This window comes from Maritalea mobilis (assembly GCF_004363175.1).
GTDB classification, from domain to species: domain Bacteria; phylum Pseudomonadota; class Alphaproteobacteria; order Rhizobiales; family Devosiaceae; genus Maritalea; species Maritalea mobilis.
The window spans coordinates 472,786-498,387 of the sequence record NZ_SNYR01000002.1 but is presented as its reverse complement, the minus strand read 5'-3'; the positions used below and the strand labels follow the sequence as shown (position 1 = coordinate 498,387).

Annotated in this window: 23 protein-coding genes; 18 read left to right on the top strand and 5 right to left on the bottom strand. The window is 51.1% G+C overall.

Going from position 1 to position 25,602, the window contains the following annotated elements:
- Window positions 1–213 precede the first annotated feature (213 nt).
- The gene (locus ATL17_RS10230; RefSeq protein ID WP_133572699.1) at window positions 214–1,128 is read left to right on the top strand and encodes a carbohydrate kinase family protein; all 915 of its coding nucleotides are present in this window, start codon (window positions 214–216) and stop codon (window positions 1,126–1,128) included.
- 57 nt (window positions 1,129–1,185) lie between these two features.
- On the opposite strand, the gene ATL17_RS10225 is transcribed toward ATL17_RS10230, so the two are convergent.
- A complete protein-coding gene (locus tag ATL17_RS10225; RefSeq protein WP_166638996.1) occupies window positions 1,186–3,471 on the bottom strand; it encodes a S8 family peptidase in 2,286 nt (761 codons plus the stop codon).
- Window positions 3,472–3,942: 471 nt separating this feature from the next.
- Here ATL17_RS10225 and nagA point away from each other — a divergent pair, with 471 nt between their 5' ends.
- From nagA to ATL17_RS10185, 8 genes are all read left to right on the top strand, one after another.
- Window positions 3,943–5,097 carry an N-acetylglucosamine-6-phosphate deacetylase gene (nagA, locus tag ATL17_RS10220; RefSeq protein ID WP_133572697.1) on the top strand — a complete coding sequence of 385 codons (1,155 nt, stop codon included), beginning with the start codon at window positions 3,943–3,945 and terminating at the stop codon, window positions 5,095–5,097.
- A complete protein-coding gene (locus ATL17_RS10215; protein ID WP_133572696.1) occupies window positions 5,097–6,017 on the top strand; it encodes an ROK family protein in 921 nt (306 codons plus the stop codon). Before nagA ends, ATL17_RS10215 begins: the two co-directional genes overlap by 1 nt.
- Window positions 6,017–6,760: a copper homeostasis protein CutC gene (locus ATL17_RS10210; protein WP_166638995.1), complete on the top strand. Its 744-nt coding sequence runs from the start codon at window positions 6,017–6,019 to the stop codon at window positions 6,758–6,760. Before ATL17_RS10215 ends, ATL17_RS10210 begins: the two co-directional genes overlap by 1 nt.
- A gap of 177 nt (window positions 6,761–6,937) precedes the next feature.
- Entirely contained in the window at window positions 6,938–8,137 is a 1,200-nt protein-coding gene (locus tag ATL17_RS10205) for a Gfo/Idh/MocA family protein (RefSeq protein ID WP_133572695.1), read from the top strand.
- A gap of 9 nt (window positions 8,138–8,146) precedes the next feature.
- Window positions 8,147–9,034 (top strand): carbohydrate ABC transporter permease, encoded by an 888-nt coding sequence (locus ATL17_RS10200; RefSeq protein ID WP_133573162.1) that lies wholly within the window; start codon window positions 8,147–8,149, stop codon window positions 9,032–9,034.
- Window positions 9,024–9,866 carry a carbohydrate ABC transporter permease gene (locus tag ATL17_RS10195; protein ID WP_133572694.1) on the top strand — a complete coding sequence of 281 codons (843 nt, stop codon included), beginning with the start codon at window positions 9,024–9,026 and terminating at the stop codon, window positions 9,864–9,866. The genes ATL17_RS10200 and ATL17_RS10195 overlap by 11 nt, the downstream gene beginning before the upstream one ends.
- A 39-nt stretch (window positions 9,867–9,905) precedes the next feature.
- Window positions 9,906–11,120: an ABC transporter substrate-binding protein gene (locus ATL17_RS10190; protein ID WP_133572693.1), complete on the top strand. Its 1,215-nt coding sequence runs from the start codon at window positions 9,906–9,908 to the stop codon at window positions 11,118–11,120.
- Between the two features lie 66 nt (window positions 11,121–11,186).
- Window positions 11,187–12,323, top strand: a complete 1,137-nt coding sequence (locus ATL17_RS10185; RefSeq protein WP_166638994.1) for an ABC transporter ATP-binding protein — start codon at window positions 11,187–11,189, stop codon at window positions 12,321–12,323.
- Window positions 12,324–12,406: 83 nt separating this feature from the next.
- Here ATL17_RS10185 and ATL17_RS10180 read toward each other — a convergent pair whose 3' ends face one another.
- The 4 genes from ATL17_RS10180 to ATL17_RS10165 form a co-directional block, all read right to left on the bottom strand.
- Entirely contained in the window at window positions 12,407–12,799 is a 393-nt protein-coding gene (locus ATL17_RS10180; RefSeq protein WP_133572692.1) for a nuclear transport factor 2 family protein, read from the bottom strand.
- Window positions 12,800–12,926: 127 nt separating this feature from the next.
- Window positions 12,927–13,994 carry a D-TA family PLP-dependent enzyme gene (locus ATL17_RS10175; RefSeq protein WP_133572691.1) on the bottom strand — a complete coding sequence of 356 codons (1,068 nt, stop codon included), beginning with the start codon at window positions 13,992–13,994 and terminating at the stop codon, window positions 12,927–12,929.
- A gap of 31 nt (window positions 13,995–14,025) precedes the next feature.
- A complete protein-coding gene (locus ATL17_RS10170) occupies window positions 14,026–15,498 on the bottom strand; it encodes a M81 family metallopeptidase (protein WP_133573160.1) in 1,473 nt (490 codons plus the stop codon).
- Between the two features lie 14 nt (window positions 15,499–15,512).
- Window positions 15,513–15,959 carry a hypothetical protein gene (locus ATL17_RS10165; RefSeq protein WP_246028709.1) on the bottom strand — a complete coding sequence of 149 codons (447 nt, stop codon included), beginning with the start codon at window positions 15,957–15,959 and terminating at the stop codon, window positions 15,513–15,515.
- 185 nt (window positions 15,960–16,144) lie between these two features.
- Between ATL17_RS10165 and ATL17_RS10160 the strand changes: the two genes are divergently transcribed.
- The 9 genes from ATL17_RS10160 to ATL17_RS10120 are packed head-to-tail and all read left to right on the top strand — an operon-like array spanning window position 16,145 to window position 25,591.
- Window positions 16,145–16,534 (top strand): RidA family protein, encoded by a 390-nt coding sequence (locus tag ATL17_RS10160; RefSeq protein ID WP_133572689.1) that lies wholly within the window; start codon window positions 16,145–16,147, stop codon window positions 16,532–16,534.
- A gap of 24 nt (window positions 16,535–16,558) precedes the next feature.
- Window positions 16,559–17,425 (top strand): MurR/RpiR family transcriptional regulator, encoded by an 867-nt coding sequence (locus tag ATL17_RS10155; RefSeq protein ID WP_133572688.1) that lies wholly within the window; start codon window positions 16,559–16,561, stop codon window positions 17,423–17,425.
- 3 nt (window positions 17,426–17,428) lie between these two features.
- The gene (locus ATL17_RS10150; RefSeq protein WP_133572687.1) at window positions 17,429–18,220 is read left to right on the top strand and encodes an SDR family oxidoreductase; all 792 of its coding nucleotides are present in this window, start codon (window positions 17,429–17,431) and stop codon (window positions 18,218–18,220) included.
- 46 nt (window positions 18,221–18,266) lie between these two features.
- Window positions 18,267–20,189, top strand: a complete 1,923-nt coding sequence (locus ATL17_RS10145) for a beta-N-acetylhexosaminidase (protein WP_133572686.1) — start codon at window positions 18,267–18,269, stop codon at window positions 20,187–20,189.
- Window positions 20,190–20,230: 41 nt separating this feature from the next.
- Window positions 20,231–21,664: a M81 family metallopeptidase gene (locus tag ATL17_RS10140; protein ID WP_133572685.1), complete on the top strand. Its 1,434-nt coding sequence runs from the start codon at window positions 20,231–20,233 to the stop codon at window positions 21,662–21,664.
- A gap of 53 nt (window positions 21,665–21,717) precedes the next feature.
- Complete coding sequence (glpD, locus tag ATL17_RS10135) at window positions 21,718–23,211, top strand: glycerol-3-phosphate dehydrogenase (RefSeq protein ID WP_133572684.1); 1,494 nt, start codon at window positions 21,718–21,720, stop codon at window positions 23,209–23,211.
- Between the two features lie 30 nt (window positions 23,212–23,241).
- Window positions 23,242–24,174, top strand: coding sequence for an AEC family transporter (locus tag ATL17_RS10130; protein WP_133572683.1), 933 nt, complete (start codon window positions 23,242–23,244; stop codon window positions 24,172–24,174).
- The gene (locus tag ATL17_RS10125; protein WP_246028682.1) at window positions 24,171–25,097 is read left to right on the top strand and encodes a 2-hydroxyacid dehydrogenase; all 927 of its coding nucleotides are present in this window, start codon (window positions 24,171–24,173) and stop codon (window positions 25,095–25,097) included. Before ATL17_RS10130 ends, ATL17_RS10125 begins: the two co-directional genes overlap by 4 nt.
- Entirely contained in the window at window positions 25,094–25,591 is a 498-nt protein-coding gene (locus tag ATL17_RS10120; protein WP_133572681.1) for a P-loop NTPase family protein, read from the top strand. Before ATL17_RS10125 ends, ATL17_RS10120 begins: the two co-directional genes overlap by 4 nt.
- The last annotated feature ends 11 nt before the right edge of the window (window positions 25,592–25,602 follow it).

Sequence of the window (25,602 nt, the reverse complement as noted above, 5' to 3'; positions counted from 1 at the left end):
TTCGATAGGTTCGACGCTGTTCGATTGGTCCAACGCCCCAGATTCTATGGGTAATCATCCGGAAATTTTTATTCGTGGATGGAATTGGCAGGAATTTTTGCTGATAAATTAGCAAAAACGCGACTAAATTGTCAGTATCGTAACACTTTCATATTTGATTAAGCACAAATTGTGATTAGTGTGCCAGTTAACTGAACGAGGGAAATCGACCATATGGCTTCACCCCCATTGCTCATTCTTGGGAACGTGAATATCGAACTAGTGATGGGCGATTTGGACCGTTGGCCGGATTTCGGGACAGAGATGACCATGTCATCTTCAGACTTTCGCGCAGGCGGGGCCGCAGGCACCACAGCATTGGCGCTTTCAGGCCTCAGCGTTGACCATCGTTTGATCGCCACCGTTGGGTCAGACAATTTGGGCACATGGTTGCAGGGCGAGTTTCAGCCGGGCACCACCGCTTGGACCACCATCCCTACAGCGACAACAGTTTCTGTGAACATGCTGCACAATGGCGGCAATGTGGTGGTGTTCAACTCCACCGGACATTTGCAGGATGTAACGCTCGACACCATGATCGACGCCATTCCGCCCGCTACGTCAAAATCTTCATTCGCTCTCGTCACCGGCGCGCATTTGATGCCAGCGGTAACCGCTGGCCTGTCTCAGCTTCTGATGATGTTGTCCACCATGGGGTGGACCACCGCGCTCAGCCACGACCGCCCTTTTGAAGGGTGGACCGAAGATACACGTGCCGTGTTCCTAAGCTGGGTGCGCGCTACCGATTGTATCTTGATGCGCGAGCATGAATTGTGCGCCGTGATGGAAGAAGATGATGTGGACGAGGCCGAAAAGGCATTGGTGAAAACCTTGGCCGACCACCAGGTTTTGGTGGTGCAGCGCGGCCACACCCGTGCGGATGGCTTTTATCAGGGCCAAATGGTCACCGCCTCGATTGACCCATTTGAAACCAACGACCCAGTTGGATATTCCGATATTTTCAATGCAGCCTTTATCTCATCCTATATGGCAGGTGAGGGGTTGCAGATGGCGTTGGAAGGTGGCCTGACCGTCGCATCAATTGCAGTCAGCACATCGCCACGCATCTATGGCGTGTTCGTTGATTAGGATAGACACGAAAAAGGGGCCATGCGGCCCCTTAATTCTTTTAGCTAAACGCAGAACTTAGTTCAGGTCGCGCTTAAAGCTAGCACCAATGCCATAGGTGCGTTCACCTGCCACATGGCCCGCATCAAGCGCATACATCACATCAAACTGCAAAGTGCTGAACGCATCTGGCTGCATGAAGTAGCTTGCGGCAATATCGATCTCACGACCAGATGGTGACAAATTGCCAGTGACCTGATCATAGATGATGTTGCCATCCTTATCCCGTCCGACAGGCAAATTCATGGTGACCGTACCTGCATCAGCGCGAATGGGCTGCGCTAAGGAAAGGGTCACGCGGTCACCCTTTTGCAGCAGGTCAGCTTTCGCCACGCCAATATGGAAACCAGAAAAGCTTGCGCCATCAAAATTGGTCACAAATCCATCGCCACTTGCCTGGCCAACTGCGCGGCCCAGCTCGGCACCACCAAATAGATTGATGCCGTTTGAAAGATCAGTGTTGAAGCTCAAATTGGCGCTCTGGGCGCTGGCCAATGTCGGCGTGTTAAACGCATCATTGCCCACCATGCCGAGGAAAGCGCCGCTTTCCACCATCTGGTTAAAGCCGAGTCGCAAAGAAGAATTGCCAAGATTGAACTTCGCAGAAGCCCCCGCGCCAGAAAGCGAGCCGTTCAGATTTTCGCTATGCTGGGCACTAAAGCCGTAAAATCCATATTCGCCAAAGCTTGTTTCATGGCTTTGGTAAACCGCAGTTGCTGTCTCTGCAAAAGAAAGTACCGACACATTTGGCGCCAAACTATTGGCTAAACCCAAATCTGTTTGCAATTGTGCAAGGCCATCTTGCGCCCCGAAATAGAGCACATTGTTCACATTGCTTGTCTCGTCACCCAATGAAAGTGAAGTGCGGGACTGGCCTTTATCTTGCAATTGATCAACAGAAGCGGATTGATAAGTGTTTTTGCCCTCTTGCACAAAATAATCTGCGCGAATGCTGAAATCTCCATTCAACGCATCAAACACAGCCATTTCCTGCTCACGCAACATGCGTGACAACCCATCACCATAGCTTGCACCGGTAGAGATCGATGCATCACCCAAAGATGAACGCGTACCGCTACTCAAATCCGCCCCGCGCACCACACTCACATCCCCAATAGGCTGCAACGCTGCAGAGATGTTCATCACACCATGGCCAAAAATATCGGAATAACCATGCGTGACACCGCCGCCGAAGTCGGTTGTTCCGTCAATGTTACTAGCAAAAAAAAGGTTGTCTGCGGAAGCAAGGAGCCGGTCGCGCCACTCCCCTGGAGTCAAAGACGGAAAGCCCTCGGCCAGCAAAGCAACCGCACCAGCGACTTGAGGTGCCGTGTAGGAGGTGCCGGCTCCTCCTTCGTACGCGTTATTCGCATTGTCAGATGCGGCGTAGGTCTCACCGTCACCAACAAGGCAAAACTCTGCGGCTTGCCCACAAGGCGTGGACAGTAATTTTGCAGACAAAATCTTTTCGGTAGATGCATCAATAAAGAACTCTACTTCAGAGACCGAAATCCAAGCTTCGGCCAATTCTGGCGCAACAACCGGCAGTCCTGCGCTCATATCTACATCGCCCAAATTTGTATTCGCATTGGCAAACACAATGACGCCTGTTTTCTGGAATTCATCCAGTGCATTGATGTAGTATTGCCAATCCGCAGTGCTGTCGGTGGTATAAGTTGCCAATGCCGCCGCTGCCGACTTGCCAGACGACATCTGGCTCTGGATGTTGGTTATAGAGTAATTGTATCCCCAAGAATTGTTCTGTACCACGGCGCCTTTGCTTGCTGCATCCTCGGTCGCATAGCCAAGACCTAGGATGCCGTTTCGTTCAAATGAGGCAAGATGAAGATCTGCTTCTGGCGCGACGCCCATAATCTCACCTGTACCTTGATTGCCTGTCGCAATCGAAGCGACATGTGTGCCGTGATCGGAACCGAGATAAGGTGCGACGATGCCATACTCGTGGATGATCTTACCGCTGAACTCTTCGTGGGTTGTTAGAAAACCATCATCGACAACAGCGACAAGCTGGCCAGATCCAGTTAAACCAGTTGAAAGCGCATTGTGAAGCTTGATCAAACGATAGGCATGCGGCTTGGTGCTCGCGCGGACGTAATTTCGGTCAACGGCAAGAAACTCGCTTGAGTTTGCAATTGTCGTCGCAAGGGCTGAATTCTCGGTGCCAGCGCTGCCTGTCGCCCAAGCTGCTGTAATGCTTGTTGATGTGCTACCGCCTGTGCCGCCTCCAGATGCGCCAGGGCCGCAAGCCGCTAGCATCAGAATACTTGCGCATGCAGAACTCATTAGTCCCATTCGATGAATTTGTTTTGGTAACGCCATGTTCAGTCCCGGTAACCGATCCATTTAAATGCTACTTGAACGCAATTCGCCTTAAAAAGCATTAACTATTTTAATTTGCCCAGCAAATTTGAAGTTCAAAACCTACTAAATACCAATGTATGATCAATGGTCTGTTTTTGCAGTTCAGCCAGACCTTTAAAACGTAGTTTCAAATGGTACTGTGTCGAAATTCGAGATAAGATCAACTCTAGGTTTTGGGAAAAATCATTATAATTCAGTATGTTAAATTAGATTAACGTTCTTGTTTTTCACAGGTGTAATTTTTGGGATTTTTTGGTTGCAAAATGGTATTAAATTGGATTTAATGAGATTGGGAAGGGCGAGATTTGTAGTTTCTAATCTGTTTTGAAATTGCATTCGCTAAAGGAAATTAAGGCGCTGTCAGTTGATCTGCGGTGCAGGAGGGCGAAATCGATGGCGATTCTACTCAAAAATGCCTCAGTCTTTGATGGTGAGACTTTTTTGAACGGCCATATGGTCGAGATCGCTGACGGTAAGATTGTCCGTTTAATTTCCGGTTCTGATCAATTCGACCAAAATGCATATGATCAAGTGATTGACCTTGAAGGGCAGGTGCTTGCGCCGGGCTTTGTTGATGTGCAGGTCAATGGCGGCGGCGGGATCATGTTTAATGATCAGCGCAATGTTGAAGGGTTGACGGAAATTGTCCGTGGCCACCGTCAATATGGCTCCACCACGCTTATGCCGACTTTGATTACAGATTCCTTCGAAGTTATGTGCGAAGCCGCTGATGCAATCGGCACCGCGATCAAGGCTGGCGTGCCGGGTGTGCGCGGCGTGCATTTTGAAGGACCATATCTCAGCTTGAAGCGCCGCGGCGTACATGCTCCAGAGTTTTTGCGCCAAGTGGATGCGGATGCCTTTGATCTGTTCACACGTGGTGATCTGGGAAAAGTGATTGTCACCGTGGCACCCGAGTGCGTGCCAAAAGATTTTATTGCAAATTTGAGCGAGAAGGGCGTGCATGTTTGCGCTGGCCACAGCGCCGCCACTTATGAGCAAGTGGGCGAAGCGCTGGATGTTGGTCTGCGCGGCTTTACGCACTTGTTTAACGCGATGCCACCTTTGGCAAACCGAGAGCCTAGTGTTGTTGGTGCGGGTCTTGATGATCCGAACAGCTGGTGCGGCTTGATCGTTGACGGCTACCATCTGCATTTCGCCAGCGCGCGCATTGTTGTGCGGGCGAAAAAGCAGGGCAAAATTATGCTTGTGTCTGATGCGATGGCGACAGTTGGCGCGAAGGAAAAGCATTTCAATTTATACGGCGAAACCATTCACGCTGTGGATGGGCGCTGCGCGCTGGAAGATGGCACATTGGCCGGTTCCGATTTGGATATGATGCGCGCGGTTGAGCTCACCCACAAAGAGTTGGGCGTGGAGCTTGGTGAGGCCTTGCGCATGGCTGCGCTTTATCCAGCAGAATTTTTGCAACTTGATGATCAGATTGGCCGCATTACACCGGGCTTTGATGCTGATCTCGTTGCTTTTGGAAAAGACGATATGAAGGTCACCCAAACTTGGATTAAGGGTGAAGGGGAGGCGCACTAATGCCAGTCTGCTTTGACATTGGCGGCACCAATATTCGATCTGGCTGGCCGGATCAGGATGGCATTGTGCAGATTGCTGGCAAGCGGCCAACGCCCGGCGATTCACTGGATGGCTTTTTGACCGCGATGGTTGAAATGGTGCAAGAAGCGCCGGCTGCGCAGCGGGATTATGTTGCCATTTCAATCGCAGGTTTTGCCGACCCTAAGACGGGCGCGCTCACCATTGCCAACATTCCTTGCCTAAAAGGCGAGAACCTTTCCGGCTTGCTTGAAGCGCGGGTTAATGTGCCTGTGATTGTAGCAAATGATGCGGATTGTCTCGCGCTTGCCGAAGCCTATGCAGGCGCAGCCAAAGGCGCGCAAAACGTGTTTGCCATTGTGCTGGGCACGGGCGTCGGCGGCGGCATGGTGATCAATGGCGATATTGTCACCGGCTTTGGCGGCATTTCAGGTGAATGGGGCCATGGGCCTGTTGTTGACCCAACGGCTGGCGGTATGGTCGAGCATATGGGCTATTTTCAGTGCGGCTGCGGCCAAAAAGGCTGTTTGGATACCGTCGGCGGCGCACGCGGCATGGAAAATGTTCATAAGGCGCTGCATCAAGCTGAGCTTGGCGCGGAAGATATTCTGAATGCATGGCGCCAGGGCGATGCCGCGGCGACACGCACAATCGAGGCATGTACCGAAATGGTCGCGCGGGTGCTCAGCACGTTCGTCAATGCGCTAGGTCCAGAATCTGTGCCTGTTGGGGGCGGCTTGGCCCATGCCAATGATCTGATTGCTGAAATTGATCGCCGCGTGCGCACCATGGTGCTGAACACATATGACCATCCTTTGGTTGTGCCTGCACACCATGTGAAAAATGCGGGCCTGGTTGGCGCAGCCTATTTGCGCCCCAATCAAATGCGTGGGGTGGCGTAATGTCAAAAATCACGCTTGAAATTTGCATCGATACTCCAGCGGCATTGATCGCAGCCAAAAAGGGCGGCGCTGATCGTGTGGAGCTTTGTTCCGCGCTTGTTGCGGGCGGTCTAACGCCAAATCGTGGCTTTATGCGCTTTGCTGCCGCGCAGAAAATGCGTGCGCATGTGATGATCCGTCCGCGTGAAGGCGACTTCTGCTTTGATCAGCATGAAATGCAATTGATGTTGGACGATATTGCGCTGGCGCAAAGCGAAAATATGCAAGGCGTGGTGCTTGGCGCGACCCAGCAAGATGGTCAACTCGATATGGCCATGTTGAACGAGCTGGTGGCTGCTGCCAACGGCATGGATATCACCTTGCACCGTGCATTTGATGTGACGCCAGACCCGTTTGAAGCGTTGGAGCAAGCCATTGAGCTTGGCTTTAACCGTATTCTCACTAGCGGGCAAAAAACAAACGCCAGCGCGGGCATTGAATTGATTGCCCAATTGGTCGAACGCGCGGCGGGCCGCATTGAAATTATGCCAGGTTCTGGCGTTGGTCTGGCCAACGCAAAAGAGCTGTTGGCGATCAATGGCATCACAAGTTTGCATTCCTCCTGTTCTGCGCCCTTGGCACAATCGCCAAAAGCGGCGCAGGACCTTGGATTCTCGGCCAAAGATGGTCGGCGCGAAACGGTGCAAAGCCGTGTTGAAGAATTGGTTCAAGCATTGGCAAATTTGGAGGGCGCAGCATCGTGACTACATCTGCTTTCCACATAAACTTGCCTAAAATTGAATTTAAGATTCAAGAACTTACCGCACTTCATGAAATTGATTTTCATAAATTGGGGGCAAAATTACGAATCTCGCTTGAGAATTTACAAATTTTGGTCCAAAGTACGAAAATTAATTTCATACAAGATCGGGAGGGATCGTATGACCTTTAAAATCGGTGTCGTTGGACTGGGATATCGTATAGGTTATTTGATGCAGGTCATCGGCCAAACTCAGAAGGATATTGAGTTTGTTGGTTATGTTGACCCAAATCCGGCTGGCTTAGGCTTGGTCAATGGTCAAGGGGTGCCTGGCATCTCAGTTGACCCTTCGGCGCTAAAGTCTTTTGATCCGGGTAAGCCATTTAACAGCTTGGAAGAGCTTCTTGAGCAAAATGACCTTGATCTGTTGATGGTCGGCTCACCAAACCATATGCACCTTGAGCATTTGCGGATCGCAATTAAAGCTGGTGTGAAAACCTTTGCTGAAAAGCCAGTGGTTACAACGGAAGAGCAAACCTTTGAGTTGCTTGAACTGTTGCAGGAAGCTGGCAATGTTGACCAAGTGATGATTGGCTTGGTGTTGCGCTACGCTCCGCTTTACCGCGATTTGATTGCAGCACGCGACAACGGCAAATTGGGCAACATCGCATCTATCGAAGCATCAGAACATATTGCGCCTTATCACGGCGCATTTTTTATGCGCGATTGGCGCCGGAACTCAAAATATTCTGGTGGCTTTATGCTGGAAAAATGCTGTCACGATTTGGACCTTTATCAAGGCCTTGTGGGCAAACGGCCAAAACGTGTGGCCAGCTTTGGCGGTCGTCGTTCTTTCGTGCCAGAAAACAAACCAGCAGAATTGGCGAATGTTTACCAATATAAGCCAAGCGGCTGGAATGGCAGCGATAAGGTTTTCGATAGCGATGGCGATATCATCGACTATCAAACAGCGCTGATCGAATATGAAGGCGGGGAAAACCTGTGCTTCCACACCAATATGAACGTGCCAGACGAGTTTCGTCGTTTCGCAGTGATCGGCTCTAAAGGCATGGCGGAAGGCGATTTCATTCGCAATTTCTTCAAGCTGACAGCAGCTGAAAATTCCGAGACTTTGGTCGACAAATCATATGAAGCCTCAAATCTTTCTGCTCACTACGGGGCTGATGAGCAGATGATTGAGGATATTTTCAATCACTTGCGGAATGGCGCAAAACTTCCAGTGTCCATTTTGGATGGTTTGGAAGCTGGCCTGACTGCAATTAAACTAGACGAAGCACGCTTGTCGCATTCTGTCATTGACCTCACTGAGACGTGGGCGAAATTTGACAGCTACAAGCTTGCAAAGGAGGAGGTTGCTTAAATGCAAGCAATGGGGGGACGTCCAAATGTGTTTCCGTATTTGCTGCTTTTGCCAGCGTTGTTCATAACGCTCGCAATTGTAGCATGGCCGCTGTTGGAAACAGTCCGGCTATCTTTTACGGATGCATCGCTAAAGCCAACTGAAGAATTTATCGGCTTTGCCAACTATGAGAAAATCTTTTCTCGCAATTTTCCGGAAGTGATCGGCCGTACATTCTATTGGATGGCGATTTCAGTATCCTTGAAAATGATTGTTGGTGTTTTGGGCGCGATGTTGCTCAACTCGGCAGTGCCAGGCCGCAGCTTTTTCCGCGTGTTGGTGATGCCCCCCTGGATTGTGCCAATTGCGATTGGCGTATTCATGTGGCGCTGGATGTATAACGGCCAATTCGGCATGATTTCCGGCGTTGCACAGCATTTGGGTATTCTTGCAGGACCATATGAATTTTTGGGCGACCGCACGGGCGCATTCTATTCAACCGTTGTTACAGACGTTTGGGTGGGCACGCCAATGGTCACCATCTATTTGCTGGCGGCCATGCAATCTATCTCGCCTGATTTGCACGAAGCTGCATGGGTAGATGGTGCAAGCCGTTGGTACCGTTTCCGTCGCATCACATTGCCGTTGATTATGCCAGCGGTGGCCACCATGGGACTATTGAGTGCGATTTGGACCTTCAACTCATTCGACATCATCTGGATTTTGACCGAAGGCGGACCACGTGGCTCCACAACGACCATGATTATCGACACCTATAAAACGGCGATTTCTCGAAACCGCTATGGTGAAGGTGCCGCACGCGCTGTGATGATCGTGATCTTCTTGTCTTCGTTCGCAGCATTCTATTTCTGCATGCTTTCACGCATGGCAAGAAGGAGCTTGAACAATGATAAATAAGTACCGTTGGTGGGAAATTGTCGGCATCTATCTCGGCATTGCCCTGTTCCTCATGTTCATTCTCGCGCCGTTTTTGGAAGCTTTCTTGGTGTCCATGCGTCCGCTGAACCGGATCAACTCTATTCCGTATAAAATTGTTACGGAGAATATGAGCTTTGAAGCCTATTTCACCATGTGGGAAAACGTACCACGTTTGGCGCGCTACATTTGGAACAGCTTCTTCATCGCAACCTGCGTGACGATCATCGTGTTGATCGCTGTGGTGCCAGCAGCTTGGGCCTTCGCACGGTTCGAATTTAAAGGCCGCGATGCAATGTTGGCCGCATTCCTTGCCATTAACATGGTGGGTGGTGCTGTGTTGATCATTCCATTGTTCCAGCTGATGCGCAATTTGGGCTTGCTCAACACTTATATGGCGATGATCATTCCGGGCGCAGCCTTTTTGATCCCAACTGCCATCTGGTTGTTGCGCTCATATCTAATGAAAATTCCACGCGAATTGGAAGAAGCCGCTTGGGTTGATGGTGCAAGCCGTCCGTATATCTTGCTGAAAGTGATCTTGCCGATCGCCATGCCGGGTATCGTTGTGGTGGCCATTGCGACCTTTATCGGCGCCTATGCACAACAATTCTTGTTCGCGTTAACATTCAATTCAAATTCTGACCTGCATCCTTTGCCGGTTGGTATTTACCAGTTCTTTGGTCGTCAAACCGTTGTTTGGAACGAAGTGATGGCCGCGAGTTTGGTCGGCATTTTGCCAGTGCTGATCATTTACATCTTCTTGCAGCGATACATCATCGCTGGCCTGACTGCTGGCGCAGTTAAGGAATAAGAAGCGCTGTACTAATTGGCAGAAAAAAGGGAGTTCAAGATGAAACTGACTAAAATTATGCTTGGTGGCGCATTGCTGCTTAGCTCTGCAACTTTCGCAGTTGCACAAGACCAACAAGCGATCCAGGTTATCCTGTGTGGCGATGACACATTTGGCGGTGAAGTAAACGCCAAGCACATCGGCGAGTGGGAAGCAGCCAATCCTGGTTTTGACGTTCAAATCGAATATGTGCCTTGGGGCCAGTGCCAAGAAAAAGCAACAACACTTGCTGCTGCCGGCACTCCAGCTGCGGTTGCTTACATGGGTTCTCGTACCCTTAAGCAGTTGGCACAAAACGATCTGATCTTGTCTCACGACTTGTCAGAAGAAGAGTTGGCAACTTGGGCCGACCCAGTTTTGGCAACAGTAACTGCGAACGGCAAAGTGTGGGGTCTACCACGCGCGTTCTCTACAAAAGCATTGTACTGGAACAAAGACCTGTTTGAAGCTGCTGGTCTAGACCCAGAAACTCCTCCTAAAACTTGGGATGAGATGTACGACGCTGCGAAAGCCATTAAAGACAACACCGACGCTGATGGCTTCGGTTTGGCTGCCGCTTCATTCGACAACACAATGCACCAGTTCATGAACTATGTGTACACAAACGGTGGTGAAGTGATCAACGCTGACGGCGAGATCGTATTCAACTCACCAAACAACGTACAAGCACTTGAGTTCTATGGTAAGATGGCTGAAGTTTCTCAGCCAGGTCCAGTTGCTTATGACCGTGCGAAATTGCGTCCATTGTTCGTGGAAGGCAAAATCGGCATGTTCATTTCTGGTCCATGGGAGCGTTCTGCTATTGCCGACACAAACTGGGGCGTAGCACCAATTCCAGTTGGCCCAATGGGCACACCAGGCACATTGTTGATCACTGACTCATATGCAGTGTTCAAAGGTTCAGGTGTTGAAGAGGCTGCGTTGGACTTTGCGAAGTACATGACAAGCCCAGACAAGCAAATGGAATTTGACATTGCTGCAGGTTTGACACCATTGCGTCCTAACCACCCAGGTGTGGCGAAAATCTTGGAAGAAGACCCAACCTGGGGTGCATTCCTTGACGCCATCGAAACTGGTGGTCCAGAGCCTTTCGTAACTGACTATGTTGGTCTGCAAGACGTGATCAACGAAGCTGTTCAAGGCGTTGTATTGGGCGAAGTTGAAGCCGCTGAAGCTGTTGAAATTGCAGCTGAAGACTTGGAAGACTACAAGTAAGCCTTTGCAAAAACGTGGGGTCCGCCATTGGCGGGCCCTGCAATGAAAACCGCAAATTAGGGGGGGATGACCGTGGGTCAACTCAAACTCGATAACGTTAAAAAAAGCTACGGCGACGTTGAGGTCATTCAGGGCGTTTCACTTGACGTAAAGCACGGTGAATTCATCGTGTTCGTCGGACCATCAGGTTGTGGCAAGTCAACTTTGCTGCGCATGATTGCCGGCCTTGAAGAAATTACAGCTGGTGATGTTGAGATTGACGACAAGGTTGTCAACACATTGCCACCAGTTAAACGCGGCATCGCGATGGTGTTCCAATCATATGCGCTTTACCCGCATATGAGTGTATATGAGAACATTGCATTCCCTTTGCGCGTTGAAAAACGATCAAATGAAGAAGTGGATGAAAAGGTTCGCAAAGCTGCAGAGATTTTGCACCTGACCCCACGCCTTCAACACCGTCCGGGCGAGTTGTCTGGCGGTCAGCGCCAGCGTGTGGCCATTGGCCGTGCGATTGTGCGTGAACCAAGCGTGTTCTTGTTCGACGAACCTTTGTCAAACTTGGACGCTGCATTGCGTGCCACCATGCGTGTTGAGCTCACCAAGCTCCACCATGATTTGGATGCAACAATGATTTATGTGACCCACGACCAAGTGGAAGCCATGACCATGGCTGACCGGATTGTGGTGTTGGACGCAGGTAACATCGCCCAAGTTGGTTCGCCACTTGAGCTGTATCACAAGCCAGACAATCTGTTCGTGGCCGGCTTTATCGGCAACCCAAAGATGAACTTCTTGGAAGTAATTGGCAAAGGCGTTGAAAAAGATGGCGTTCGGGTGGAAGTGCCTGGTGTCGGCGAATTTGTTTTGCCCGTCACTGCCGTTGATCCAAACAGTGTTAAAGATCGTGCGCTCACTTTGGGCATCCGTCCTGAGCACACCCACTTGTCAGAAGGCGAGATTGGTTTGGACCTTCAAGCTAATGTTGTTGAGCGTTTGGGCATCCACACAGTGGGTTATGCCAACCGCGAAGGCCAAGATGAAGTGATCTGCACCGTGCAAAGCGGCTCAGCGCCAATCAAAGCCGGTGAGAAATTCAAACTGCGCTTCAACGCAAAAGACTGCCACCTGTTTGATGCAGATGGCAAAGCCTTTACGCGCAATTTGGACCTTAAAGGATTGGGCTTGCCTGATCTCGACTAAGACTGACAGAAAATCTCTTTCGAGGCTTTCTTGGCTCCTCCCCACGGGCCTGAACCCCATCTTTTGATGGGGTTCTTTTTTGTCTACGCCATTGTTTCCAATTCGCATTCACCTTCTAAATGCCAAATCTTGGCCACGATCTGCCAGCCCCGTTTTTCGTCCCAGGCAAAATTGAGGTGATCGACAAAGATGCTCGTGCGTGAGCGCAGGCGCAATTTCACCATGGCACTCAATGGCGACAACCAATCAATGGTGATGATCTCATCATATCGCTTTTGGTTGAAACTGGCAGGCGAAGGACGGCTGGCCACATCAGCGCGAAAGCTGGCAATGGGGTCAACGAAGATCTCGCCATTGTCTGCATCGAATAGGGTGGATGAGGGGTGAAACACCGCATCCAACTTATCGACATCGCAAGAATAGATGGCGTCCAAATAGGTAGAAATGGCGGTGAAAAGCAGATCTGTGCGTGACATATAAAACTCCATTGAAATTCTGCTGTAATTTCTTGGAGTTTTCTAAAATTTTAGATCAATTTCCAGTGGCGGAAATGACGATATGCGTCAAATTCCCGCCAAACTGATCTTCGCCTCGAAATAAGGGCTACCAAACCCGACCGCGTGCAGCGACATCGATCATTTCGATAAACTCGCCATTCCGATGCAACGCAACTTGGTCCATCAAATTGCTCACCACACATGTGTGGTTCGGGATGATGCGGATTTTGTCGCCAACCTTCGGCTTGTCTTTGCAGGCAGAAAGGTCAACAACCGCATGTTCTTCAGACAGGCCGCTGATCACTGCTTCAGGATAATCAACAATATAGCCAAAGTCCGAAAAGCCCAGCAGATCAGACGTAAGCGCTTTCGACCCAGCGTCCAGCACCGCACGATTATCGGTCGGGCGCGACACAACAGTGGCCAAAATGGTCATGGCACAATCATCAAACGTGCAATGGCCCGCCCGCACCAAAGAGCGGTCATTATAAATATAAGTCCCCGCACGATGCTCGGTAGCAGACTTGGCTTTTTCCGCTGAAAATAGGCTCGGCGACCCACCGCTTGAAAGTACAGGGCAGGCAATGCCTGCCTCATCCAGCAACGCTTTGGTTTGATTGAAGAACAGATCAACATCATCTTCGCCATTGGGTGACGGATATGTCATCAACCCACCAAAGGTGAGGCCAGATGCGGCGTCGATTTTCTTCGCCAAGGCTAAGGCTTCGGCAGGCGATTGTACCCCGCAGCGCCCGCCGCCTGTGTCGCATTCCACCAAAACGGTTAGGGGCTTATGGCCATCGAATGCGGCCGCTAAGCCTTCAATGGTTGCAGCGCTGTCGGCAACGACGGACAAGGTGACTTGCTCGTTCAAATGCCGCAAGGGCTCCATCTTTTCCGCGCCGACAATGTTGAACGTCAACATAATGTCCTTAATGCCCGCATCAGCGAACACCTGGGCTTCAGAGATTTTTTGACAAGTGATGCCAATGGCTCCGGCATCAAGCTGCTTTTGCGCAAAGCGAGGAATCTTATGGGTTTTGATATGCGGCCGCGATTTTTTGCCCGCTTGATCGAGGTAAGATTGCACCCGTTTAATATTGGCATCCACGATGTTCTCATCGATCAGCACAACAGGCGTACTCAGATTATAAATCGAGTTGTTTTCAGTCATTATGATTTCCCGCTTGGCGCGTTTGATTTGGTTAGCCCAGATTATGCGGATCAGCGACCTTGGGCCAAATGTTTTTTGGCGCTTTTTGATAATCTGTTGTCGCAGGGTCGTTAGGATAAGGCCGACCTGCTGAACAATAAATCACCTTCTCCGCAATCGGCGCGAATGAATCATAGAAATGATTGGTGGATTTGATCAGCAAAATATCCTTGCGCGTCCAATCGACACCGCCCACCTCAAAAAGGCTCTTATCAAAGCTTTGGCAGCGGGTTGAATTCAGGATAACTTCAATCCCGTCAAAGCTTATGGTGGCAATATCGCCCATGGGCACAAAGCTATCGCCAAAACGATGCTCTGCATTAGTGACAAGCTTTTCAACCTTCACCCGCTTATCCACCGGATTGCCAGTGAAAGGAGCCGACTTAGCGCCAAAGCGAAGTGGGATCACTGCACCTTCGCCCGCTGCGAAACAGATTTGCACCGCAATCGGGTCCCAAATGGTCCCCACAGCAAAGTTGCTGGCGCCAACGCGCATCAGCTCTTCCAAAATCACGGTAGCGTCACCCGCCGTGCCGCCACCCGGATTGTCCCACATATCTGTTAGAACAACAGGCTTTTGCGCACCTTTTGCGGTGGCTACGGCATCGGCTACTGCGTCAACCTCATTGGGTTGCTCCGGCATGCTTTTGCCGCGCATGGCAAAAACTTCAAGGCCGAGTTCCCGCGCAAGCTGCGCGCCTTTTTCCCTCTGCCCATCAGTCACCACCACCATTTTGGTGCCCATTTCGGGTACGTCAGATGCCATAAAACCGTGGATGAGGGAGAGAGATAAAATATCTTGATCGCTTTGTTCAAGCGATATCATCTTATCGACGAAATTGCGCATTGGCTGGCGCGATGTGGGAAACACATCGATCATCTTGCAATCAAATACATTCACCTCAGGCTTCACTTGGCCCTGAAGTGTGGCATCCAAAATGCGATAAAGATCTTCTGCGCGATCCACAAAATCAATGTGAGGAAACTCTTTGAACGCCATAAAGAAGTCGAGTTGATCCACCCGCTTTTGCGTAAGCTGGCTGTGCGGATCAAAAGTGGCGCAGATCACACAATCCGCGCCAACAATTTCACGAACCCGTGCGAGCAAGTCGCCCTCCGGGTCATCATAATCTGCGGCCACCATCGCCCCATGCAAACCAAGCGCCACCGCATCAAGCGGCATGGCTTGTTTCACTTGGTCCAAAATCTCATCACGCAAGCTTTCGAAAGCCTGAGAGTTGATGATGCCGGCGGGGTCTGCCCAAGCGGCGGTGCCTTCAATAAAGGTCCACTGCTTTTCCTTTGCCCATTTGCGGCCAATTGGGATGACGGCAGAACAAAGGGTCGGGGTCTCTGGGTGGGTGCCAGGACGGGCATACAAGGATGCCTCAAAACCCCGCCGATCAATTGCGATAGGTGAAAAAGTGTTCGATTCGGTAGCCAAAGCCGCCGAGAAGACGCGCAGATTTGCCATGTTAATTAAGCTCTTTCGCCACCCATGGGATTAGGCAAATAGCCAGTGAAACCTGTAATCTTCCAACGCCCGTCCACATTGGCGCAGTAATATACAGTTTGCCACAACATGCGATCGCTCGTGCCATCAGCGCGTGGAATGCGACCATCAAATTTCTTGTGCACAATGGCCTTATCACCATTAATTTCAATGTCGCGGAGCACGGTTGCGCTGAAAATCGCGTCCATCGGGTCACCAGCAAAGGCACCTGCCTGCGATTCCTTTTGGAAATCGTGAGCCTGACGCAACCACTCATCTGCATAATCTTTAAGGGTCGGGAAGGCCAAACGCCAATGGTCTGGGTTGGCGGTGTTGTGTCCATGAACGCCCATAAAGCCTTGTTCTACAAAGTCATTTTCGACCATTGACCAATCGGCTGCGATAAAGGCTTTGATGTCACGATCCACCAACATTTCCCAAATTTGATGGCGTGCACTGTCTGATTTTTCGAAAGGATTCTGTCTTGCTGTCACGATACTTTACTCGGCAAAAAATTTTCATTTTTGTTAAAATTCCTATAGAAAAACTGGATTATTTCTGCTCATATGTCAATCTATAAGAAAATAATTTACATCGCTGTAGAATTTGGAGACGATCAATGACGATTAAACGTTATGGGGCGGAAAAATCTGGCGCGGGCGGCCAAAATTTGCCTTTTGCACGCGCAGTTGAAGCCGATGGCTGGCTGCATGTTTCCGGCCAAGTGGCCATGGTAGATGGCGAGATCGTTGGTGGCAATATTGTTGAGCAAACTCATGTGGCCATCAAAAACCTGATCGCCATTTTGGAGGAAGCTGGCTATGGCATGGAACATGTTGTGCGCGTAGGCGTGTGGCTAGATGATCCACGCGACTTCTGGTCATTCAATGGCGTGTATAAATCCTACTTCGGCGAGCATCCACCGGCACGTGCCTGTGTACAATCGAGCCTAATGGTCGATTGTAAGGTTGAAGTGGATTGCATTGCCTTTGATCCAAGCCGTAAATAGAGGCGTGTAACAAAAGGCGGATCAATGGCGGATATCATTGCCACATTGCAAAAAGAACGGGACGGGCTTTCACGCTCAGAACAACGTATTGCAGATATTGTTTTTGAAGAGAAACAATTCGCGGTGAATGCATCCATCATCGAATTGGCGGCGCGTGCGGACGTGTCGCCCCCAACCGTCACTCGATTTTGCCGTCGGCTGGGCTGCAACTCATTCTCTGAGTTTAAGGTGCGGCTGGCGCAATCTGCCTTTATCGGCACGCGCTATTTGGAACCTGAAATCAAAGTGTCGAGCACCCAAGAAGTGATCGACACGGTGATGGGACGGGCACAATCAACCCTGCATGTGCTGCATGAAAATGTAGACGCGCAGAGTGTTGAGCAAATTGCGGACCAGATTTTGAAGGCCAAAATGGTCTATGCTTTCGGTTCGGGGGGCAACTCCTCGCTATTTGCCCATGAAGTGCAAAACCGCTTGTTCCGGCTTGGCGTGCGGGTCACCGCTTCTGAAGACCATTCCATGCAGTTGATGACCGCATCGACCTTGGGTGAAGATGATATGGTGATCGGGCTTTCCATTTCTGGGCGAAACCGCGAAATGGCGCGGGCGCTTGAAGTGGCCGCAGGCTATGGGGCCGCAACGGCGAGCATCACCAAAGGTAAGAGCATTGTGGCGCAAGCCAGCGAATTGAGTTTGGCGGTGGATTTGCCTGAGGGCACAGACGTGCTGCGCCCATCTTCTGCCCGATATGCCTTTTTGGCTGCGATTGATATGATCGCCTTTTTGGTGGCGATCAGACGCAAAGACAGCGCGATTGAACCGCTGCGCCGCATTAAGCGGCAATTGGTGACCTATCGCGATGAGGACGATACACAAGTACTTGGAGATTAGATCGTGTCTGATCAAGCACAACAAAAAACAGCCATCGTCACAGGCGCTGGCGGCGACATTGGCCGCGCCATTTGTGTAGAGCTAGCAAAAGATGGCTTTGCGGTTTTGGCGCTTGATATCGCGCAAGAACCAAATGATGAAACCATCCGCCAAGTGCGCGAAGCGGGCGGCAAAGGCGAAGCCTTGATCTGCGATATTTTGGATGCGGATGACCGCGCCAAAATGGTGGAAGCTGGGCGGGCGCTGGGCGCAATTTCATTGTTGGTGAACAATGTGGGCGCCATCACAGCGGAAAGCTTGCAGCAGGCCACTGTCGAGAATTTTCAACAAGATTTTAAAATCAATCAGCTGGGTGCCTTTGCATGTTTCAAAGCCATCGAGCAGGATTTGATCGCCAATAAGGGCGTGTTGACCAATATTGCATCGGTCAATGGTTTGGGCGTTTTCGGGCACCCAGGCTATAGCGCCGCGAAGGCAAGCCTTATTCACTTCACCCGTTTGGTGGCAGTTGAATATGGCAAATATGGCATTCGCGCCAATGCGATTGCCCCTGGCACCGTGCGCACCCAAGCATGGGACGAACGGGCCAAGAAAAATCCTCAAGTATTTGAGGATGCAAAACGCTGGTATCCCTTGCAGCGTGTTGCGGACCCTGTCGACATCGCAAAAGTGGTGAGCTTTATTTCGTCTCCAGCTGCGGCTGCAATTTCAGGCGCCTGTCTGCCTGTGGATTGCGGGCTAACCGCAGGGCAGGCGGAATTGGCCGGCACCTTTGCACAATCTGAAGACTATTAGGGAAAATCTGCAGATTTCAATCCCTAAGATTTAAGAGGAACATATTATGTCAACGCCAAAATTCCGTCTTGAGGCCACATGGGTGGACCACGGGGAGGAGCCAGCAAAGATGAAGCTGGCGCTGACGAACCTTTCTGGCGCCGACCTGAAAAATTTTCGATTGTCCTACACAGGTTTGATGCGTGTTAAAGCTGACGTGAAAGTGGAAAACGCCACTTTCGTGCAACGCTTCGCCAATTTCCACCAGTTCGATCCACTGGAAAATACAGTGATCGCAGATGGTGACACTTGGGAGTTCACCGTTCAAAACCTAACCAGCAACGCCCAACACCGGATGGACGGGCCAAAATCTGGTTATGTGACCCTTGAGGACGGGTCTCATGTGGATGTGGACGCCGGCGACTTGCAAATTGAAGGTCGCCCAAGTGAATTTGCCGGCAATCTTGTCCCAGAAGGCAAATTGACTGACCCAATTGCTGTGGTGCCATGGCCAAACCATGTTGCTGTTGGTGATTTTGATACGCCACCAGTGGTGCTGTGCGCTGCTGAAGGCACAAGCGCTGATGAAAAGCGTGCGATCAACACTGTGGCGGCATTGGCCAAACGTCTGAAGCACGAATTGCCAGACCGGTTGCGCCTGACAAATGTGCCCGGCGGTCGCAAATTGACCTTGGTGAACAATGCCGCATTGGCCAGCGAAGCCTATGAGCTTTCGTTCGCGAAAGACGAAGTTGTTTTGACCTATGGTGACAAGGCTGGTTTGAACTATGGTTTGATCACCCTGTCGCACATGATGGACGGGGCAAAAGCTGAACCGACAAAGTTCAAATTCCCAACATCAGGCGAAATCAAAGATGCCCCACGCTATGAATGGCGCGGGTCTCATTTGGACGTGTCTCGCCAATTCTACCCAACAGATGCAGTGTCTCGCTTCATCGACATTTTGGCGTGGAACAAGCTGAACAAATTCCACTGGCACTTGTCTGACGATGAAGGCTGGCGCGTGGAAATTAAAGGCTATCCAAACCTCACCAAAGATGGGGCTGTGATGGGCGAAGGCCATGCCATGCCTGCACAATTGGGTGCTGGCCATGAATCAACAGGCGGTTTCTACACCCAAGAAGAGATCAAGGATTTGATCATTCACGGGCAGGCACTCAATGTTGAGATTATGCCAGAATTGGATATTCCGGGGCACTGCAACGCCGTGTTGGCAGCTTATCCTGAGTTGCGCGACCCTGAAGAGCCAGATGATAATTACCGCTCTATCCAAGGCTACCCAAACAATGCCATCAACCCGGGCATTCCAGCCACGTACAAATTCATCGAAACAGTGATGGAAGAAATTTCCGAACTGTTCCCGTCCAAATATATCCATGTGGGGGGTGATGAAGTGGATGAGAACTCTTGGTTGCAATCTCCAGCAGCACAAAAAGTGATGAATGAAGAACGCTTGAACGGCACCATGCAGTTGCAAGCACACTTTTTGGGTAAAGTGCAAAAATCAATCCGCAAAAAAGGCAAAATTGTCGGCGGTTGGGATGAAGTGTCCCACGGCGGCGGCATTGATAAAGAAGGCGGCACGCTTCTGTTTGCATGGCAAAAGCCAGAAGTTGGCTTGGAGCTTGCGGAGCAGGGCTATGACGTGGTGATGACACCGGGCCAAGCCTATTATCTCGACATGGCACAATCGCCAGTTTGGCAGGAATCAGGTGCATTTTGGGCGGGCTATGCCTCACCAGAAAAAACCTACACCTATGAAGCCGCTGGTGAATTCCCGGACCATTTGAAAGGTCGCTTGAAGGGCGTTCAAGCTTGTATCTGGTCAGAGCATTTGATTTCGCGTCAAGTGTTCAACCATCAAGTTTTCCCCCGCTTAAATGCAATTGCTGAAGCTGGGTGGACGGAAAAGGAGAATAAGGACTGGCCACGTTTTGCTGCACAATGCAAAATGCTGCCACGTCTATAATCCTCCCCAATTAAACCCTTCAAGAGAATAGGGACATCATAATGAGAATTGCCGTTGCAGGCTTGCACACAGAGTGCAGCACATACACCAGTGTGGAACAGACAAAAGAGAACTTTAATATCATGCTCGGCGCCGATGTGCTTAAGCATGAATTGTTCAAATTTCTGGACCATGAAGGCGTGGACATTGCGCCCTTGTTTTACGCACGGGCAACGCCCGGCGGGCCTGTGGCGGCGAAAACTTATGATGAATTTAAAGCACAAACCTTGGCCGCGCTCGACGCGGCCTTGGCTGAAGGCCCTTTAGATGGGGTCTATCTCGCCATGCATGGCGCGGTGCATGTGACCGGCATGGAAGATGCGGAAGGTGATTTTCTCGAAGCGATCCGCCAGCGGGTGGGCGACGAGGTGATCATTTCCTCAAGCTATGATTTGCATGGCAATGTGACCCAGAAAGTGATCGATCAACTCGACATTTTCACTGCATTCCGTCACGCGCCACATATCGATACCTATGAGACCTTCGAACGTGCATTCCTTTATTTGGTCGACGCGTTGAAAACCGGCAAACGCCCTAAAGTCTGCTGGGCACCAATCCCCGTTTTGTTGCCGGGCGAAAAGACCAGCACCGTTGATGAGCCAGCGAAATCGCTCTACGCCCAATTGTGGGACATCGATAAGCGTAAAGGCGTTTTGGATGCATCCTTGATGGTTGGCTATGTGTGGGCTGATGTGGCTCGCGGCACAGCGGCAGCCGTTGTGTGCGGCTATGACGACGCTGCAATCAAAAAGGCGGCGGAAGATATTGCCCAATCTTATTTCGATGCACGGGAAGACTTTGCCTTTGGTGTGCCAGCAGCCCCGTTGGCAGAAACATTGGACGCAGCGTCAAAAATCGAAACTGGCCCGATTGTGATTTGCGACAGCGGCGACAATCCCGGTGGCGGTGGCGTAGGCGATCGTGTGGACGTGTTGAAAGAAGCCATCTCTCGCGAGCTGAAAGATTTGCTGGTGATTGGCATTTGCGCGCCAAAAGCGGTGGCCAAAGCCTTTGAAGCAGATTTGGATGCGAAAGTGCATATGAGCATTGGCGCTGAGCTGGACACGCTAAACTCCCCAACCATTGAGGGTGATGCCACGATTTTGCGGCGGGCAGAACTGGCCAATGGGCAGCGCTTGGCGCTGGTGGAAATTGGCGGCGTGCGCGCGGTGTTGAACGAAAAACGGCAAACATTCCATGAGCCATCTGACGTGGCGGCGCTTGGTTTGGACGTGGCAGAAGAAAAGATGATCGCCATCAAATGCGGCTATATTTCTGCCGATATGTCAAAAATTGCCAACCCAAATCTGATGGCTTTGACCGATGGCGCGGTGAACCAAGACATTGAACGTTTGGTCAATAAACATCGCCAAAGCCCCACATTTCCGTTCCAGAAAGACTTTTCATATACGCCCAAAGCCATTATGTCAGAGTAAATTGATCTGATCGTAACGCACCATCGTTTTCCGATGGTGGGAGAATAGGCACAATGGAAAAGTTTGATTTAGCGATTATCGGCGGTGGCGTGAACGGTTGCGGCATCGCCCGCGATGCGGCGGGGCGCGGAATCAAAACCTATCTGTGCGAAATGGACGATTTTGGCGGCGGCACATCGTCCGCCTCCACAAAATTGATCCATGGCGGGTTGCGCTATCTCGAACATTTCGAATTTGCGTTGGTGCGCGAAGCGCTGACCGAACGCGAACGCCTTTGGTCCATCGCGCCACATATCATTTGGCCATTGCGGCTGATTTTGCCCCACCGCAAAGGCTTGCGGCCCAAATGGATGCTGCGCGCCGGGCTTTTCCTTTATGACTATATTGGCGGCCGCAAACGGTTGCCAACCGCACGTACGGTGAATTTGAGCACCGACCAAACAGGCGCTGTGTTGAAAGATGATTATTCAACCGCGTTCGAATTTTCAGATTGCTGGGTGCAGGATAATCGGTTGGTTGTGCTCAACGCGATTGACGCGCAACGGCGCGGCGCCACGGTTGAGAAATATCAAAAAGCGGTGGATGCAAAGCGCGTTGAGGGCGGCTGGGAAGTCACCTTGGAAAATGTGCAAACTGGCAGCCAAAAAGTGATTTTTGCGAAAGCGTTGGTTAATGCTGCAGGGCCATGGGTGGAGCAAGTGTTCCGCTCTGTCACTCACCAGAACACCCAGGCAAAAGTGCGCATGGTCAAAGGCTCCCACATCATTGTGAAAAAGCTGTTTGAGCACGACAAAGCCTATTTCTTCCAAAATCCAGATGGCCGTATTTTCTTCGCCATTCCATATGAGATGGATTACACGCTGATCGGTACCACCGATCAGGATTTTGAAGGTGATCCGCGCGGCATCCAAATTTCGCCAGAAGAAACCACCTATCTGTGCGAGGCCGTTTCAGCCTATTTCAAAAAGCCCGTGACGCCAGAAGATGTGGTGTGGAGCTATGCTGGCGTACGCCCGCTTTATGATGATGGCGCGTCCAACGCTTCTGAAACCACCCGCGACTATGTGCTGAAACTGCGCGGTGAGGGCGAGGCAGCACCAATCCTCTCCATCTTTGGCGGCAAGATCACCACCTATCGCCATTTGGCAGAGGAAGTGATTGAAAAACTAGCAGCCCGTTTCCCAGAATGGCACCAAAATGCGGGTTGGACGGGCAAAGAGCCACTGCCCGGTGGTGCGTTCGGCATTGATGCAATTGAAGCAACGGCGGAGAAACTGGCGCAAACCTATCCATTCTTGAGCGCGCGGCATATTGAGCGCTTTATGCGCCATTATGGCGATGCGAGCTTTGACGTGTTGGGCAATGCAAAAAGCAATGAAGATCTTGGCCAATGGTTTGGCCCCGATCTGAGCGAAAAAGAAGTCCGCTATTTACAGCAGCATGAATGGGCGGATAAGCTGGACGATATCATCTGGCGGCGCACAAAGGCGGGCTTGTCCATGAACGAAACGGACAAAGCGGCTTTGGAGGCGTTTCTCGCAAAATAGCGCCGCGCCTCATCTGACGCGGATTGCTTTATGCTCTTTATCTTTAATGTTATCGCCCCGGTATTTTGCCTTGTGGGTTTGGGCTACTTCGCCACCTGGTTTAAGGCGTTTCCGCAAGATGGCATTAAAGGTCTAATCGCCTTCACCAACAATTTCGCCGCGCCGTTCTTGTTGTTCCGCGCCATGCTGACGATTGATTTTTCCTCAGCGCTCAACCCCAACCTGATTCTGCCCTTTTACATCGCGGCGCTAACGGGCTTTGTGGTGGGCATCATCTTGGCACGCACACAATTTGGCGCACGGCCCGGCGTATCCGTGGCGATCGGCTTTTCCGCGCTGTTCACCAACACAGTTTTGCTGGGCATTCCCATCATTCAGCGTGCCTATGGCGATGAAGCGCTGCCAACGATCTATATGATCATCGGCTTCCATGCGCCCACTTTGATGAGCGTTGGTATGTTGACCATGGAAATGTCGCGCCGGGATGGCCGACCCATCAGCCATGCATTGCGCGACGCGCTGAAACGCATCGCCACCAACCCGCTTTTGATCGGCATCGCGTCCGGCGTGGCGCTCAATCTTTCTGGCTTGCAGCTGCCATTGTTTCTCGACGACGCAACAAAATTGCTGGTCAGTGCGGTGCTGCCAACGGCCTTGTTTGGCCTTGGGGCAGCGTTGACGCAATATCGACTTTCCGCAAGCTGGGCCCCAGCTTTGGCCATGGCGTTAATCAAAAATCTGCTCCATCCGGCGCTTGCCTATGTGATGCTGGTGCCGTTGTTGGGCGTGCCGTTGGAGATTGCGCGGATTGTGGTGCTGCTGGCGGCAATGCCCACTGGCATCAACGCCTATATCTTTTCCACCTACTTTAATCGCGGCACAGACGTGGCCGCCACAACAGTTTTGATCGGCACGCTGTTAAGTGTCTTCACCATTTCATTCTGGCTATGGGTGCTCTCATGAAAAATATTCTGATCGCGGGCGGGTTGCCGCAAGATTGCCTGCAATTGATGGACCAGCATTTCAACTTATTCCGCATGGACCAAGCAGACGATAAAGATGCGTTTTTGGCCAAACATGCAACTGAAATTGACGGGGTAAGTGGCGGTGCCATCGGTGCAGAATTGATGGATAAACTGCCAAACCTGAAGATCATCGCCAATTTCGGCGTGGGCTACGACAATATTGATGTTGCCGCCGCAAAGGCGCGCAATATCATTGTCACCAACACGCCAAACCGACTGAACGCTGCTGTGGCGGAACTAACGCTCGGTTTGATGATCGCCTTGGCCCGCCGCATCCCCAAAAATCATGAGATGGTGCGCAATGGCCATTGGCCAAGCGTAAAGCGTGCGCCATTGACTGGGCAGCTGGCCGGAGCAAAGCTGGGCATTTTAGGGCTAGGCCGGATCGGCAAAGCCATCGCCAAACGCGCCGAAGCTTGCGATATGGATATTAGTTATTTTGGCCGTACGGACCAACATAATCTCTACCGATATTTTGACGATCTCACCCAAATGGCCAGCCATGTGAATTGGCTGGTGATCATCGCCCCCGGTGGCGCAGAAACGGATAAGTTGGTCAATGCTGATGTGATCGATGCATTGGGGCCTGAAGGTTTTCTCGTCAATATCGCCAGGGGCAGCATTGTCGACGAGGCAGCGCTGATCGCAGCGCTTGAACAAGGCAAGCTGGGCGGCGCAGCATTGGACGTTTTTGAAAACGAACCGCATGTGCCAGACACCTTGCGCAACTTGCCAAACGTAGTGCTCTCCCCCCACGCAGGCAGCGCCACCCACGTGACGCGCCAGCAAATGGGCGCACAAGTGGTGGACAATCTGATTGCCTATTTTGATACGGGGCAGCCGCTCGATCCCGTGACATGAAAATCCATGTCACCGGCAATTCAGGAGCGGGCAAGACCACATTCGCAAAAGAGCTAGGCAACGCGATCAGTTTGCCGGTGTTTGGACTGGACAAAGTGGTTTGGCAGGCGGGTTGGCAAAAAACACCGCCTGATCAACGCACTCGATTGGAAAGAGAGCTGATTGAGCGGCCTGACTGGATCATTGAGGGCGTTTCCGCACAAGTGCGACAGGCAGCGGACATCATTGTGTTTCTCGATGTGTCTCGCCCCGTTGCATATGCTCGCGCGTTAATGCGCAACCTGCCTTATCTATTTAAAAGCCGTCCGGAACTGCCCCAAGATTGTCCTGAATACAAACTGGCGCTGCGCCATTTGAAACTGGTTTGGAACTTTAAGCGCCAAACCCGCCCCAACATTATGCGCGATATGCATCTCCATCCTGAGAAATTTCTGGTGGTGAAAACCAAGGCAGACCGGGCCGCCGCGATAAGCAAACTCCGACTTCAAAAATAATTTGACAATTC

Excerpts from the sequence above, each read along its gene's own strand:
- ATL17_RS10230 (WP_133572699.1), top strand. The coding sequence starts at position 214 with ATGGCTTCACCCCCATTGCTCATTCTTGGGAACGTGAATATCGAACTA.
- ATL17_RS10225 (WP_166638996.1), bottom strand. The coding sequence starts at position 3,471 with ATGAGTTCTGCATGCGCAAGTATTCTGATGCTAGCGGCTTGCGGCCCT.
- nagA (WP_133572697.1), top strand. The coding sequence starts at position 3,943 with ATGGCGATTCTACTCAAAAATGCCTCAGTCTTTGATGGTGAGACTTTT.
- ATL17_RS10215 (WP_133572696.1), top strand. The coding sequence starts at position 5,097 with ATGCCAGTCTGCTTTGACATTGGCGGCACCAATATTCGATCTGGCTGG.
- ATL17_RS10210 (WP_166638995.1), top strand. The coding sequence starts at position 6,017 with ATGTCAAAAATCACGCTTGAAATTTGCATCGATACTCCAGCGGCATTG.
- ATL17_RS10205 (WP_133572695.1), top strand. The coding sequence starts at position 6,938 with ATGACCTTTAAAATCGGTGTCGTTGGACTGGGATATCGTATAGGTTAT.
- ATL17_RS10200 (WP_133573162.1), top strand. The coding sequence starts at position 8,147 with ATGGGGGGACGTCCAAATGTGTTTCCGTATTTGCTGCTTTTGCCAGCG.
- ATL17_RS10195 (WP_133572694.1), top strand. The coding sequence starts at position 9,024 with ATGATAAATAAGTACCGTTGGTGGGAAATTGTCGGCATCTATCTCGGC.
- ATL17_RS10190 (WP_133572693.1), top strand. The coding sequence starts at position 9,906 with ATGAAACTGACTAAAATTATGCTTGGTGGCGCATTGCTGCTTAGCTCT.
- ATL17_RS10185 (WP_166638994.1), top strand. The coding sequence starts at position 11,187 with ATGACCGTGGGTCAACTCAAACTCGATAACGTTAAAAAAAGCTACGGC.
- ATL17_RS10180 (WP_133572692.1), bottom strand. The coding sequence starts at position 12,799 with ATGTCACGCACAGATCTGCTTTTCACCGCCATTTCTACCTATTTGGAC.
- ATL17_RS10175 (WP_133572691.1), bottom strand. The coding sequence starts at position 13,994 with ATGACTGAAAACAACTCGATTTATAATCTGAGTACGCCTGTTGTGCTG.
- ATL17_RS10165 (WP_246028709.1), bottom strand. The coding sequence starts at position 15,959 with ATGTTGGTGGATCGTGACATCAAAGCCTTTATCGCAGCCGATTGGTCA.
- ATL17_RS10160 (WP_133572689.1), top strand. The coding sequence starts at position 16,145 with ATGACGATTAAACGTTATGGGGCGGAAAAATCTGGCGCGGGCGGCCAA.
- ATL17_RS10155 (WP_133572688.1), top strand. The coding sequence starts at position 16,559 with ATGGCGGATATCATTGCCACATTGCAAAAAGAACGGGACGGGCTTTCA.
- ATL17_RS10145 (WP_133572686.1), top strand. The coding sequence starts at position 18,267 with ATGTCAACGCCAAAATTCCGTCTTGAGGCCACATGGGTGGACCACGGG.
- ATL17_RS10140 (WP_133572685.1), top strand. The coding sequence starts at position 20,231 with ATGAGAATTGCCGTTGCAGGCTTGCACACAGAGTGCAGCACATACACC.
- glpD (WP_133572684.1), top strand. The coding sequence starts at position 21,718 with ATGGAAAAGTTTGATTTAGCGATTATCGGCGGTGGCGTGAACGGTTGC.
- ATL17_RS10130 (WP_133572683.1), top strand. The coding sequence starts at position 23,242 with ATGCTCTTTATCTTTAATGTTATCGCCCCGGTATTTTGCCTTGTGGGT.
- ATL17_RS10125 (WP_246028682.1), top strand. The coding sequence starts at position 24,171 with ATGAAAAATATTCTGATCGCGGGCGGGTTGCCGCAAGATTGCCTGCAA.
- ATL17_RS10120 (WP_133572681.1), top strand. The coding sequence starts at position 25,094 with ATGAAAATCCATGTCACCGGCAATTCAGGAGCGGGCAAGACCACATTC.